Annotated in this window: 16 protein-coding genes; 7 read left to right on the forward strand and 9 right to left on the reverse strand. The window is 60.1% G+C overall.

Features of this window, described 5'->3' with window-relative positions:
* Nucleotides 1-14 precede the first annotated feature (14 nt).
* Both GOV38_RS08095 and GOV38_RS08100 read left to right on the forward strand, forming a co-directional pair.
* Nucleotides 15-1,001, forward strand: coding sequence for an NAD(P)H-quinone oxidoreductase (locus GOV38_RS08095; RefSeq protein WP_171209022.1), 987 nt, complete (start codon nucleotides 15-17; stop codon nucleotides 999-1,001).
* A 66-nt stretch (nucleotides 1,002-1,067) separates the two neighbouring features.
* Complete coding sequence (locus tag GOV38_RS08100) at nucleotides 1,068-2,051, forward strand: quinone oxidoreductase (protein WP_171209021.1); 984 nt, start codon at nucleotides 1,068-1,070, stop codon at nucleotides 2,049-2,051.
* Between the two features lie 57 nt (nucleotides 2,052-2,108).
* Here the strand turns inward: GOV38_RS08100 and GOV38_RS08105 are convergent, their stop codons facing one another.
* The 9 genes from GOV38_RS08105 to GOV38_RS08145 all read right to left on the reverse strand — a co-directional run bounded on the left by GOV38_RS08105 (nucleotide 2,109) and on the right by GOV38_RS08145 (nucleotide 7,886).
* A complete protein-coding gene (locus GOV38_RS08105) occupies nucleotides 2,109-2,585 on the reverse strand; it encodes a YHS domain-containing (seleno)protein (protein WP_171100822.1) in 477 nt (158 codons plus the stop codon).
* A gap of 172 nt (nucleotides 2,586-2,757) precedes the next feature.
* A complete protein-coding gene (locus GOV38_RS08110) occupies nucleotides 2,758-3,033 on the reverse strand; it encodes a hypothetical protein (RefSeq protein ID WP_171209020.1) in 276 nt (91 codons plus the stop codon).
* Nucleotides 3,030-3,635: a glycerol-3-phosphate 1-O-acyltransferase PlsY gene (plsY, locus tag GOV38_RS08115; protein WP_171209019.1), complete on the reverse strand. Its 606-nt coding sequence runs from the start codon at nucleotides 3,633-3,635 to the stop codon at nucleotides 3,030-3,032. Before plsY ends, GOV38_RS08110 begins: the two co-directional genes overlap by 4 nt.
* The gene (gene pyrC, locus GOV38_RS08120) at nucleotides 3,635-4,915 is read right to left on the reverse strand and encodes a dihydroorotase (protein WP_171209018.1); all 1,281 of its coding nucleotides are present in this window, start codon (nucleotides 4,913-4,915) and stop codon (nucleotides 3,635-3,637) included. The genes plsY and pyrC overlap by 1 nt, the downstream gene beginning before the upstream one ends.
* Nucleotides 4,912-5,373 carry a hypothetical protein gene (locus tag GOV38_RS08125; RefSeq protein ID WP_171209017.1) on the reverse strand — a complete coding sequence of 154 codons (462 nt, stop codon included), beginning with the start codon at nucleotides 5,371-5,373 and terminating at the stop codon, nucleotides 4,912-4,914. The genes pyrC and GOV38_RS08125 overlap by 4 nt, the downstream gene beginning before the upstream one ends.
* Nucleotides 5,370-5,756, reverse strand: coding sequence for a hypothetical protein (locus GOV38_RS08130; protein WP_174838691.1), 387 nt, complete (start codon nucleotides 5,754-5,756; stop codon nucleotides 5,370-5,372). Before GOV38_RS08130 ends, GOV38_RS08125 begins: the two co-directional genes overlap by 4 nt.
* Nucleotides 5,741-6,259 (reverse strand): hypothetical protein, encoded by a 519-nt coding sequence (locus GOV38_RS08135; RefSeq protein ID WP_171209016.1) that lies wholly within the window; start codon nucleotides 6,257-6,259, stop codon nucleotides 5,741-5,743. The genes GOV38_RS08130 and GOV38_RS08135 overlap by 16 nt, the downstream gene beginning before the upstream one ends.
* Nucleotides 6,256-7,191 carry an aspartate carbamoyltransferase catalytic subunit gene (locus tag GOV38_RS08140; RefSeq protein ID WP_171209015.1) on the reverse strand — a complete coding sequence of 312 codons (936 nt, stop codon included), beginning with the start codon at nucleotides 7,189-7,191 and terminating at the stop codon, nucleotides 6,256-6,258. Before GOV38_RS08140 ends, GOV38_RS08135 begins: the two co-directional genes overlap by 4 nt.
* Nucleotides 7,192-7,250: 59 nt before the next feature.
* Nucleotides 7,251-7,886: a scavenger receptor class F, member 2 gene (locus tag GOV38_RS08145; RefSeq protein WP_171209014.1), complete on the reverse strand. Its 636-nt coding sequence runs from the start codon at nucleotides 7,884-7,886 to the stop codon at nucleotides 7,251-7,253.
* A gap of 72 nt (nucleotides 7,887-7,958) precedes the next feature.
* Here GOV38_RS08145 and GOV38_RS08150 point away from each other — a divergent pair, with 72 nt between their 5' ends.
* The 5 genes from GOV38_RS08150 (at nucleotide 7,959) to GOV38_RS08170 (ending at nucleotide 11,960) form a co-directional block, all read left to right on the forward strand.
* Nucleotides 7,959-8,726: a uracil-DNA glycosylase family protein gene (locus tag GOV38_RS08150; protein ID WP_171209013.1), complete on the forward strand. Its 768-nt coding sequence runs from the start codon at nucleotides 7,959-7,961 to the stop codon at nucleotides 8,724-8,726.
* Nucleotides 8,723-9,232 (forward strand): serine/threonine protein phosphatase, encoded by a 510-nt coding sequence (locus tag GOV38_RS08155; RefSeq protein WP_171212981.1) that lies wholly within the window; start codon nucleotides 8,723-8,725, stop codon nucleotides 9,230-9,232. The genes GOV38_RS08150 and GOV38_RS08155 overlap by 4 nt, the downstream gene beginning before the upstream one ends.
* Entirely contained in the window at nucleotides 9,229-9,849 is a 621-nt protein-coding gene (locus GOV38_RS08160) for a LysE family translocator (RefSeq protein WP_171100843.1), read from the forward strand. The genes GOV38_RS08155 and GOV38_RS08160 overlap by 4 nt, the downstream gene beginning before the upstream one ends.
* Before the next feature lie 6 nt (nucleotides 9,850-9,855).
* Complete coding sequence (gene moaB, locus GOV38_RS08165; protein WP_171209011.1) at nucleotides 9,856-10,398, forward strand: molybdenum cofactor biosynthesis protein B; 543 nt, start codon at nucleotides 9,856-9,858, stop codon at nucleotides 10,396-10,398.
* Nucleotides 10,399-10,505: 107 nt separating this feature from the next.
* On the forward strand, nucleotides 10,506-11,960 hold the full coding sequence (locus GOV38_RS08170; protein WP_171100847.1) for an efflux RND transporter periplasmic adaptor subunit: 1,455 nt from the start codon (nucleotides 10,506-10,508) through the stop codon (nucleotides 11,958-11,960).
* The last annotated feature ends 1 nt before the right edge of the window (nucleotide 11,961 follow it).

Here is an 11,961-nt window from a genome sequence, read left to right on the forward strand (position 1 = left end):
AAGGAGATCTGCCCATGACCCAGATGATGCGCGCTGTTGAAATTACAAAGCCCGGTGGGCCGGATGTGTTGCAAGTCACCGAACGCCCCATGCCGGAACCGGCCCATGGTCAGGTGGTTCTGAAAGTTGCCTATGCCGGAGTGAACCGCCCAGACGCGCTACAGAGGGCGGGAGTATACGATCCGCCTCCGGGGGCGAGTGACCTGCCAGGGCTTGAAGCCTCGGGTGAGGTTGTGGCACTGGGCGCCGGGGTCGAAGGTCTGGCGATCGGTGATCAGGTCTGTGCGTTGCTGCCCGGTGGCGGATATGCCGAATATGTGGCCACTCCAGCCGCGCATTGTCTACCGGTGCCCAAAGGCATGGGCTTGAAAGAGGCTGCGTGCCTGCCCGAAACCTTCTTTACGGTCTGGTCCAATGTGTTCACGCGTGGCGGATTGAAAGCGGGCGAACGGTTTTTGGTGCATGGAGGCTCCAGCGGCATCGGCACCACGGCCATTCAATTGGCCAACGCTTTTGGGGCCCGCGTCTTTGCCACGGCCGGATCCGACGAAAAATGTGAGGCTTGTGTCAAGCTTGGGGCAGAGAAGGCGATCAACTACCGGGATGAGGATTTCGTGGCCGCGATGCGCGCGGAAGGCGGTGTTGACCTGATCCTGGATATGGTCGGCGGTGACTATATCCCGCGCAACATCAAAGCTCTGGCTGAAGATGGTCGTCTTGTGCAGATCGCCTTTCTGCAAGGTCCGGTTGTCGAGGTAAATTTTGCCCTGATGATGGTCAAACGTTTGACCCTGACTGGCAGCACCCTGCGCCCGCAAAGTGATCTGGCCAAGGCCCGGATCGCCCAGAACTTGCACGAAGCCGTTTGGCCTTTGCTTGAAGCGGGCAAGATCGCGCCGGTTATGGACAGCAGCTTTGACCTGTCCAAGGCAGCAGCAGCCCACGAACGTTTGGAAAGCTCGGGCCATATTGGCAAAATCGTTCTTGAGGTGGCCGGTTGATCAATTGAATGCATTGCCCTGTTTCGCAGCCGTGATAGCTTTGCAGCAAACCAAAGGGAGAGCAGCATGCAGCAAACGGCGCGAACAGTGGTCATCCATGAAACCGGCGGCCCCGAGGTGTTACAGGTCGAAGACAGGCCTGTGGGTGATCCGGGCCCGGGCGAGGTGCGCATTCGGCACCATGCCTGCGGTCTGAACTTTATCGACGTCTATCAGCGCAGCGGGCTCTATCCGCTCGAGCTGCCCCACGCGCTGGGCATGGAAGCCGCCGGTGTGATCGAGGCTGTTGGCGAGGACGTGACGCATCTGCAACCCGGACAACGCGCGGCCTATGCTGCGGCACCCCCCGGTGCCTACGCACAAGCGCGGGTCATGCCCGCCGCGCAGGTTTGTCCTTTGCCGGAAAGCATCTCTTTCCGCACCGCGGCAGCCATGATGCTGAAAGGTCTGACGGTGGAATATCTGTTTCACCGGACCACACCCCTCAAGCGGGGCGACACGGTTCTGTTTCATGCCGCAGCAGGTGGCGTCGGGTTGATTGCCTGCCAATGGGCCAAGTCCGAAGGCATCACCCTGATCGGGACAGCCGGAACAGACGAGAAATGCAGCATGGCGCAGTTCAATGGCGCGGCGCACTGCATCAATTACCGAACAGAGAACTTCGTTGAACGCGTCGCCGAAATCACGGGTGGGAAAGGTGTGGATGCAGTGATGGACTCGGTGGGTGCGGACACGTTTGAAGGGTCACTGGATTGCCTAAAACCGCTGGGCATGATGATTTCGTTCGGAAATGCCTCCGGTCCAGTTCCGCCTGTTGATCTGGGGATGCTGGCGCAGCGGGGCTCTTTGCGGCTGACGCGGCCAACATTGTTCACCCATATTTCCGATCACAAGACCTGTCAGGCGATGGCGCGCAGGTTGTTCAACAAGGTGGACGGTCGCGAGGTCAAGATCCACGTCGATCAGCAGTTCCCGCTGGATCAGGTGGCCGAGGCGCATCGGGTATTGGAAGCACGCCAAACTACGGGCAGCACGGTTCTTGAACCCTAAAACGGCTGAGCCCGGCATTACTGCCGGGCTCGATCAATCTGAGGTTTGCCGAATGGCTTACTGCTCTTGCAGTTCCGCTGGGGTCTTGTACGCGATGTCTTTCCAGTTGGCATCCGCACGCTCGTTAAAGCCCGGGATATCGCCTTCCCAGCGTTCCTGGATGTCTTTCGACAGGTTCAGGTACAGTTTGTTGTCAACGATCTTCCAGTAGTTCGGGTCGCCGTCAAACTTGAAGCCCATCGCAGTACCAAACGCGCAGTAACCGCCATAGGCGGGCAGATACGCCTCAGGGTTTGCTTCGAACGCGGCTTTGTTTTCTTCGTTGGCAAAGCGATACAGCGCGTCGTTGTGCAGTGCTGTGATGCGGTAGTCACCTTTTGTCGGCTCACCAACTGTGAAGTATGCAACCGGGTCATAGCCTTGCAGCGCCAGACCGGTTGAGCTTGCGTTCAGCTCAACACCAGCAGCCAGAGCAGAGCTTGCGATTGCGACGGACAGTGCGACACCGCCGATGAGGGATTTGATCTTGTTCATGGTTTCACCTTTCGTGAACAGGGCCGCTTTGAAGCACCTGAATTTTGCCCGGGCGACCCGGATTTGTTTTACGTGGCACCGGTAATTGGCTGCCATGCAAACCCAATTGGGAGACGGCGCGTTCACGTTCAATTCAATGAATTGTGACTGTGCGTTGACGAACAATCAGCAATCATTTTCGCACATTCGGGCGCAGGGAAAGAACGAAGCTTATCACTTTGTCTGGCGACATTTCACACGGGCGTAGCAGCGCGCCGCTGGACTGAGTGAGATAGAGGTTCAGGCTGATATAGTCGGTGCCGCCCAGCTCATGCGCGACAAGCTTGTGGGATTTGCCGCCAACTAACTCTGACCGGGACACGGCATACTGCCGCCCTTTCACATGGCCGATGAACGTCCCAAGCGGCAGAGCAAAAAAGGCGCTCAGAAACGCGTCTTGTCTGGTCAAGATTTCCCGATCTTGGGTTCCGTCCCAGCCTTGATCCGCGCAAGGTTGGCGCTGTGCCGGGCATAAACCAATACTGTCAGGATAAGCCCCAGACCAAAGGTCGATCCGTCGGAAAACACCATGATCCACGTGGTCGACAAAGCAGCGGCGGCCAAAGCGCCCAGCGAGGAAATTCTCCAGATCGCTGCGGCCACCAGCCAGGTCAGGCAACAGGCGATGCCCACGCGCCAGTCCAAAGCCAGCCACAACCCCAGAAAGGTGGCCACGCCTTTACCGCCCTTAAACCCCAGCCAGACCGGGAAGCAATGACCCAGAAATGCGGCCAGCGCCGCGATTTGCATCGCGTCTTCGCCAGCCAAAGCGCGCGCCAGCAGAACCGCCACGGCCCCCTTGGCCCCATCGAAGATCAGCGTCAGCGCTGCGGCACTCTTGTTGCCGGTGCGCAAAACATTGGTGGCACCGATATTGCCTGAGCCGATGTTGCGCAGGTTTCCCAGACCCATCACCTTGGCGATGACCATGCCAAAAGGGATCGAGCCCATCAGATACCCGATAGCCGCCCACAGGATCAGCTGCTCTGTGGTGCTGTCAAATACGGGCATCAGGCTCTCCGGTAGACTTCGTTTCCTGCCACATAGGTCGCGGTGACCTTACCCTGCATCCGCTGGCCGTCAAACGGGGTATTCTGCGATTTCGATTTCAGCGCGAAACGATCCAGCACGAATGGTATATCCGGGTCGAACAGAACCAAATCTGCCGGAGCGCCTGCGGTCAGGCGTCCGCTCTCCAACCCCAGCCGTTTGGCGGGGTTCAGAGCCATAGCACGAAACAGGGTCGGCAGATCCAACTGCTCGGCATGATAAAGTCGCAGCGCTGCTGGAAGCAGCGTTTCCAACGCCACCGCACCCGAGGCCGCCTCTTCAAACGGCAGGCGCTTGCTTTCTTCGTCTTGCGGCGTGTGCATGGAACTGATCGTGTCGATCAATCCGGTCCGCACGGCCTCGATCACCGCTTGTCGGTCGTCTTCCGACCGCAGCGGCGGCTTCACCTTGAAGAAGGTGCGATAGTCGGCCACATCCAGCTCGTTCAGTGTCAGATGGTGGATCGATGTACCGGCGGTGATGTCCAATCCGTTGCGCTTGGCGCGCTCCAGCGCCGGCAGGGCGCGGGCGGTGGTGATCTGGTCGGCATGGTAGGCCGCACCTGTCATTTCCAAAAGCGCGATGTCCCGGTCCAGACCCATACGTTCGGCCATGGGCGACACAGCGGGCAGCCCACGCAGGGCGGCGAATTTGCCGCTGGTGGCGGCAGCCCCGGTGCTGAGGCCCGGTTCTTGCGGGTGCGCGATCACCAACGCGCCGCAGGATCGCGCGTAGGTCAACGCGCGGGAAAACACCTTGGTGTTGCTGACAACATGGTCGCAATCGGTAAAGGCCACAGCGCCTGCATCCATCAGAAAACCGATCTCGGTCATCTCGCGACCTTCGCGGCCCTTGGTCAGGGCAGCCATGGGCAGCACGTTCACTGGCGCATCTGCCTGCGCGCGCCGAGTGGCGAATTCCAGCGTTTCAGGCGTGTCCACGGCAGGCAGCGTATCGGGGCGCGTGACCATAGTGGTCACTCCCCCAGCAGCGGCGGCAAGACCGGCGGATTTATAGCTTTCTTTGTGCCGTTCGCCGGGCTCACAGACTTTGACGCCGATATCGACGATGCCCGGGGCCAGACAATGGCCCTGACAGTCGATGACCTTATGATCGCCCACAGGGACGGTGCCATCGCCTTTTGCGGCGATCCGGCCATCGGCCACTTGTAGCCAACCGGGCGCTTCCGTTCCGGCCTCGGGGTCGATCAGGCGGGCGTTGATGAAGAAATGGGTGGTCATGACGTCGATTCTCGGGCTTTTGTTAAGGCCGCCAGTGCAGCGTCTGGGTCAGTCAGGTACTCGAATACGAGGAATCTAAGCCGAGAAAACACGATGTTCTGGCCGCTTCGGTAAAAGCTGAGATTGGGGTGAATAGAAAGGCTTTTGGCCGGGAAGACTTCGCTCAGCCACCAAACATTATTGTCGGTCACAACGTAAACGCGTCGTGACCGAAGGAATCGATCCCACCACATGTAGAAGGCCAACAGCACCGTACAGCCAACGATTTTCCAATAGTCCCGCACAGTATCTGCGTACCAGGGGCTGGCGATCCAGGCCAGGCACAGGCAAACACATAAAATGCCATATGCCCAGCGGACATGAGGTGGAAAAAACCCCTGATAGGGCCTGCCCGACCAAATGATTTGCGCGTCTTCCGGTAATTGACGGCGCCACCAATCTAGATTGCTGGCTGTCATCGCATTGCCCTTTCGATGGCGGCTTTGGTCGCGGCGGGGTTGGCCTGGTATTTGATCAGGTGCTTGTCGCCAGTTTTGGTGATGACCTGGACAAAGCTGCCCAATGCTTTGACCTCAGCAATCTGGGTCAGCGCGACAGTGCGCGGGCCAGGACCCGTTAGGGTGGTGTCCGACATCTCCCACACCGCGGCCAGATCTTCCGAGGCCAGATACCACGCCCGGATCCCCACCGCCGCCAGACCCGCGGGCGCGCCGGTCCAGACATAGGGGTTGCCGACCACCCACAGCACAATCATCGCACCAGCCATCGCCACCGCCGCCAGCCAGGCATAGGTACGGATATAGGCCGATTTGTCCGGAGCAAAGGTCACAGTATCAGCCAAAGGGCGCCTCCGATAATCAGCAAAGCAAGCACTGCCAGAACCGCAGATCCAAGGCGTTGCGGGCTTTGATCTGAAGAGGCTGCTTGCGGGGCCGAAAACGGCTTGGCGCTTTCGGTTTCGATCTTGCCACCGGTCCAGTTGGTCGCCTCTTCGGTATAAAGCCCGACCAAATGCACCCTTGGGTCCGGTTCAAGACGCAGGGCGCGGCCACCAAAGGCCGCGCTGCGGACAACCATGACCCAGCCCTTGACGGCCTCAAGCGCAGTCCGGTCCAGCTGATCCAGCGAAACGCCGCAGCCTTCGTGCAGATAGCCATAAAGCCCCATGTCTTCGAGGTCGGAGACCGGGAAAACATCGATCTGATCTGCCGCCAGCCCCACGATCCCCAGCATCTGATCGGCCGCACCAAGTTCGCGTTGGAATTTGGCTTCTTCGGGCGGCATATCCAGCGCGAACATGCGAAGCACTCCGCGTTCTTTGGGGGCAACCTTCAAAGGGCTCATGCGGCGTCTCGCAAATTGCGGGCCAGCAGGTCCATCGCCGCCATACGCACGGCGACACCCATCTCGACCTGTTCCTGAATGACGGATCGGTTGATGTCATCCGCCAGCGTGCCGTCAATCTCAACCCCACGGTTCATCGGTCCGGGATGCATGACAATGGCATCGGACTTGGCCAGCGCCAGCTTTTCGGCGTTCAGCCCATAGCGGTGGTAGTATTCGCGTTCCGAGGGGATGAATCCGCCATCCATTCGCTCTTTCTGAAGGCGCAGCATCATGACTACGTCGACGCCCTGAAGTCCCTCGTTCATGTCGTCATAGATTTCCGCGCCAAATTCGGCGAATTGGCCTGGCACCAGTGTGGGCGGGCCGATCAGGCGGATGCGATTTTCCATCTTGCCCAGCAGGATCAGGTTCGACCGCGCCACGCGCGAGTGCGCGACATCGCCGCAGATCGCGATGTTCAACCGATGCAGCCGTCCTTTGGCGCGGCGAATGGTCAGCGCGTCCAGCAAGGCCTGTGTTGGGTGCTCATGCCGCCCATCGCCCGCATTCAACACCGCGCAATTCACTTTTTGCGCCAGCAGGTCCACCGCGCCCGAATGCGGATGCCGCACCACCAACAGATCGGGATGCATTGCGTTCAGCGTCATCGCCGTGTCGATCAGCGTCTCGCCCTTTTTGATCGAACTGGCTTGCATCGCCATGTTCATCACATCCGCCCCCAGGCGTTTGCCCGCAAGTTCAAAGCTGGCCTGCGTTCGGGTTGAGTTTTCGAAGAACATGTTGATCTGTGTCAGCCCTGACAACACGTCCGAGCGCTTTGTCGACTGGCGGTTCATGTCGACATAGGTCTCGGCCAGATCAAGAATAGCGGTGATATCGGATTGCGACAGATGCTCGATCCCAAGAAGGTGACGATGGGCGAAACGCATGGGCGGGCTCCTGACGGACAATCGGGCCGCTTATAGAAAGCTGCGCAGTTCAAAGCAAGCTAGGGATCGATGCCGTCCGGCAGTTTCTCGCAGCCGCCATCGGGCAGGCATTGCTCACCCGGTTTACACCATTTGCCATAGCCGCAATCGACAGCTTTGACAGGTACGCACCCTTGATGGGCCGAGCATTTGAAGCCCGGGCGGCATTGTGATCCGGTTTCTTCGCACAAGAACCACCCCGGGCGCGAGCATCCGCCACCGGGCAGACAGGTCGAGCCCCGCGCACAGGTCAGCCCATCGTCACAGCGCGTGCGCGGGGCCGGCGTGGGGTCAAATTCAGGCCGGATGCGCTCGCATTCGCCACGGGCGTTGCAGGTGCTGCCACCCGGACAGTCAAGGCGCGAGTTACAGGCGTTGGCCCCGGCAGGAGCGCAGCGCGCACCGCCTGCAAGACAACGCTCGAACGGTCCGCACGTGCGTCCACCACCGCAATAGGTGTGGCCCAGAGGGATGCAGTTTCCGTCGAAACTGCACCGCTCACCGGGGGAACAGCACGACCGCCCACATTGGAACTGTCCGGCACGGCACTGGCTGTCGCGACCCAGCAGCTGGGCTAAAACCTCGGGCCCGCTGGCCAATGTCAGCAGCGACCCGATCAGCAAAAGGCGCAGGATCTGGAACATAACGGCGTCCATGGTCAACAGGTCCGGGTATCAAGGCAAGGTCTATTCGCTTTCCCTCAGCCGGGATGCAGGTAAATTAGCCGCATGGAATCGGGCTTGGATTATTATGCGACACGCGCGCTGCTGGACTGGCAGATCGAACTTGGCGTGACCGAGTCGATCGGGGACGAGCCGATCAACCGCTATGACCTGCCTAACACGTCCCCCAAACCCAGGTCCCCGGTGGCTGAACCTGCGACGCCTGCCAAGCCCGAGGCAGTAGATCCTGTTGCGGAGGCCAAGGCGGCCGCAAGCGGCGCGAACTCGCTTGAAGCCCTGCGCGAAGCCATGGACGCGTTCGCCTATTGCGAGCTGAAACGCGGCGCGCGGCAGTTGGTGTTTGCCGATGGTGTCCCGGGGGCAAAGGTCATGATTATCGGCGAGGCGCCGGGGCGCGACGAAGATCGTGAGGGCAAACCCTTTGTGGGTCGTGCCGGGCAATTGTTGGATCGGATGCTGGCTGCGATTGATCTGGACCGGGCGCAGAACGTTTATATCACCAATGTGCTGCCCTGGCGGCCGCCTCAAAACAGAGATCCCAAACCGGAAGAGATCGGCATGATGACCCCGTTTCTGGAGCGTCACGTTGCCCTGGCCAAGCCTGAGATGCTTGTTGTGATGGGCAATATCAGCTGTCAGGCGCTGCTGGGCAAACGCGGTATTACCCGGTTGCGCGGCAATTGGGACCAGGCGCTGGATCTGCCTGTCATCCCGATGTTCCATCCGGCCTATCTGCTGCGTCAGCCGCAAATGAAACGACAGGCCTGGGCCGATCTGCTGGAGTTGAAAGCGCGATTGCGAGGTGGGGCATGAAAATTCTGGCTTTTTCCGATCTGCACATGGCGCGCAGCCGGGCTGCCGATCTGGTTGCGGCCAGTGAGGCGGCGGATCTGGTACCGGGCAATGCCGAAAGCGCCGAGGAGTTGTCTGATACGGTGCCGGAAGGTGTTCACGTCCTGCATGGGTCAGGCATGGAGCTAGACGGTCTGCGTCTTTTCGGCCTTGGTTACGGTGTCCCGGAAACACCGTTCGGAGAGTGGTCTTGCGACCTTTCCGAAGGCGCTGCCACTGAACTGCTGGCTCGGTGCGTTTCCGCAGATGTCTTGATCGTGCACTCTCCGCCCAAGGGCTATGGGGATGAAACCTCGATGGGCCAGTCGGTAGGGTCGATAGCTGTGCGCGATGCGATCGAGCGGATACAGCCTGGGTTGGCAGTGTTTGGACATATCCATGATAGCTGGGGTTATCGCGGCCATCTGGGCCAGACCCAGCTGGCAAATCTTGGTCCTACAGTGAATTGGTTCGAGGTGGGATCATGATCGAAACAGCGACTTTGCTGACTTTCATTCCGGCGGCCCTTGTGCTTGGACTGACGCCCGGTGCCGATATGATGTTCTGTTTCGGTCAGGGTCTGAGATCGGGCCCACGCCCCGCCCTTGCCGCCAGCGCCGGGGTTTCGACGGGCGTGATGCTGCATGTGCTTCTTGCTGGGCTGGGTTTGGGCGCCGCGGTTGCAACCTTGCCCTGGCTCTTTGACGTCATTCGCTGGTTCGGCGTGGGCTATCTGCTGTTCCTCGCATGGGGCGCGTTTCGCAACGGCGCCGTTGCCCCCGAAACACCGGCTGCCCCCATGAGCCGCGCCTTTCGGGATGGGATGCTGGTGAACCTGACCAATCCAAAGGTCATTCTGTTTGTGCTGGCGTTTATCCCCCAGTTTGTTGACCCATCCGCAGGTTCGGTTTTGATGCAGTTTCTGATCTTTGGCGTGATCATCGCCGGGGGCGGCTTTGTCGTGAACGGATTTGTGGGCATCTTTGCCGGTGGCACTGGGCGCATGTTGGTCGGTAATCCGCGTGCCTCTCGAATTCTTGGCTGGATCACGGGCAGCATTTTCGCGGCACTAGCGCTCCGGCTTGCCATTCTGGAAAGGGCGTAACCTCGCATGTCGCGTATCGACGAAACACTTGAATTCATTCCCATTCGCATCGCGGTGCTGACGGTCTCGGACACAAGATCTCTGGCCGAGGACCGCTCGGGACAAACGCTGGTGGACCGGATCGAAAAGGCAGGCCATGTGGTGGCAGACCGCAAGATCATCCAGGATGAGCGTGACCAGATTGCCGATCAACTGCGTGCCTGGGTCGCGGATCCCCAGATTGATGTTGTCTTGTCGACCGGAGGTACCGGGCTAACCGGGCGGGATGTCACGGTCGAGGCACACAGGGATGTGTACGAAAAAGAGATCGACGCCTTTGGCACCGTGTTCACTATCGTCTCGATGGAAAAGATCGGAACCTCTGCGGTCCAATCAAGGGCCACGGGTGGCGTGGCCGGCGGAACCTACCTGTTTGCACTACCGGGCAGCCCCGGGGCTTGCAAAGACGCCTGGGACGCTATTTTGGAAAAACAGTTCGATTACCGGCACCGCCCCTGCAATTTTGTGGAAATAATGCCCAGATTGGACGAACACTTGCGACGGAAGTAGTCTGGTACTGCGTTGAACACTGGATCAAGTCATTGTGGCTTGGCAGATGCGATTGCCCGGCTAACATCTGTAACAGGCAGCGGCGCGCAACCGGAGTGAACTGACTGATGCGATTTCTAAGGCAAAGTCTTGTGGGCGTGTTCCTGGCGTTTTTGACGCTGGGGCTGCTGCTTGTGGCCGCTCAGCTGATCTCGGGCGCGGTTCAGGATGTCGTTTCACGCGAAAACCAACCGCCGCAGGCCCGTGAGAGGGTTTTTGCGGTCAGCGTGCGCACGGCCGAGCCAGAGACGGTCACACCTTATCTTGAGGCCTTCGGGCAGGTTCAAAGCCGCCGTCGCCTGGAATTGCGCGCGGCGCTGGGTGGGCGCGTGGTCTCGCTGGCCGAAGATTTCCAGGATGGCGGTTCGGTCGACGCAGGTGAAATGCTGGTCGAGCTGGACCCGGCAGATGCGCAATCTGCACTGGATCGCGCCAAATCTGATCTGCTGGATGCCCAGTTCGAAGAACGCGACGCCGAGCGTTCATTGTTGTTGGCGCAAGATGAATTGCGCGCCGCAGAGGCACAGGTTGAATTGCGCGGACGGGCCTTGCAGCGTCAGCAGGACCTGTTGGATCGTGGTGTCGGGGCTGCGGCCTCGGTGGAGGAGGCCGAGCTGGCCCTGACCTCGGCCAATCAGGCGGTTCTGTCCAGCCGGATCGCATTGGCGCAAGCGGAATCGCGCGTGGATCAGGCGACAACGTTGTTGTCTCGGGCAGTGATTGCCTTGGAAGCGGCAGAACGCGATCTGAACGACATGACGGTTTATGCCGGGTTTGCGGGCACGCTGACCGAGGTGACTCTGGTCGAAGGGCGGTTGGTCTCGGCCAACGAAAAACTGGCCGAACTGGTGGACCCAAACGCGCTTGAGGTCGCATTCCGGGTCTCAACCGCGCAGTTTGTGCGTCTGCTGGACCAGAATGGCGACTTGATAAAGGCGCCTGTCACCGTGTCGCTGGATGTTACCGGGACGGATCTGGTGGCCACAGGCCGGATCAGCCGCGACAGCGGATCGGCGGGTGAAGGGCAGACCGGGCGTTTGCTGTTTGCAAGGCTGGACGAGGCAGCGGGCTTCAAGCCGGGCGATTTCGTTACCGTCTCGGTGGAAGAACTGCCTTTGGACAACGTGGTGCGCCTGCCGTCATCAGTGTTGGATGCAACCGGAAACGTGTTGGTTCTGGCTGGCGACGACCGGTTAGAGCCCCTGGCGGTTGAGTTGATCCGCCGACAAGGCGATGAAGTTTTGCTGCGCGGCGAGGGCCTGGCAGGCCGAGAGGTCGTCATCGGCCGCACGCCTTTGCTGGGTTCTGGTGTCCGTGTCAGACCCTTGCGGCAAGAGGCCGAAGCGGCCTCGGTACCCGAGATGCTGGAGCTGTCCGACGAGCGCCGGGCTGAACTGGTGGCTTTGGTCGAATCTAGCGGCAGGATGCCCGAGGCGGTAAAGCAGCGGCTTCTGGGGCAACTCAGCCAAGCCAGCGTTCCCGCATCCCTGGTGCAGCGGCTTGAAGCCCGAGCCGGGGGCTAGA

It is taken from the genome of Ruegeria sp. HKCCA5839 (assembly GCF_013035585.1).
In the GTDB taxonomy this organism is placed as follows: Bacteria; Pseudomonadota; Alphaproteobacteria; order Rhodobacterales; family Rhodobacteraceae; genus Ruegeria.

Coding starts and splice junctions, on each gene's coding strand:
- GOV38_RS08095 (WP_171209022.1), top strand. CDS start 15: ATGACCCAGATGATGCGCGCTGTTGAAATTACAAAGCCCGGTGGGCCG.
- GOV38_RS08100 (WP_171209021.1), top strand. CDS start 1,068: ATGCAGCAAACGGCGCGAACAGTGGTCATCCATGAAACCGGCGGCCCC.
- GOV38_RS08105 (WP_171100822.1), bottom strand. CDS start 2,585: ATGAACAAGATCAAATCCCTCATCGGCGGTGTCGCACTGTCCGTCGCA.
- plsY (WP_171209019.1), bottom strand. CDS start 3,635: ATGCCCGTATTTGACAGCACCACAGAGCAGCTGATCCTGTGGGCGGCT.
- pyrC (WP_171209018.1), bottom strand. CDS start 4,915: ATGACCACCCATTTCTTCATCAACGCCCGCCTGATCGACCCCGAGGCC.
- GOV38_RS08125 (WP_171209017.1), bottom strand. CDS start 5,373: ATGACAGCCAGCAATCTAGATTGGTGGCGCCGTCAATTACCGGAAGAC.
- GOV38_RS08135 (WP_171209016.1), bottom strand. CDS start 6,259: ATGAGCCCTTTGAAGGTTGCCCCCAAAGAACGCGGAGTGCTTCGCATG.
- GOV38_RS08140 (WP_171209015.1), bottom strand. CDS start 7,191: ATGCGTTTCGCCCATCGTCACCTTCTTGGGATCGAGCATCTGTCGCAA.
- GOV38_RS08145 (WP_171209014.1), bottom strand. CDS start 7,886: ATGGACGCCGTTATGTTCCAGATCCTGCGCCTTTTGCTGATCGGGTCG.
- GOV38_RS08150 (WP_171209013.1), top strand. CDS start 7,959: ATGGAATCGGGCTTGGATTATTATGCGACACGCGCGCTGCTGGACTGG.
- GOV38_RS08155 (WP_171212981.1), top strand. CDS start 8,723: ATGAAAATTCTGGCTTTTTCCGATCTGCACATGGCGCGCAGCCGGGCT.
- GOV38_RS08160 (WP_171100843.1), top strand. CDS start 9,229: ATGATCGAAACAGCGACTTTGCTGACTTTCATTCCGGCGGCCCTTGTG.
- moaB (WP_171209011.1), top strand. CDS start 9,856: ATGTCGCGTATCGACGAAACACTTGAATTCATTCCCATTCGCATCGCG.
- GOV38_RS08170 (WP_171100847.1), top strand. CDS start 10,506: ATGCGATTTCTAAGGCAAAGTCTTGTGGGCGTGTTCCTGGCGTTTTTG.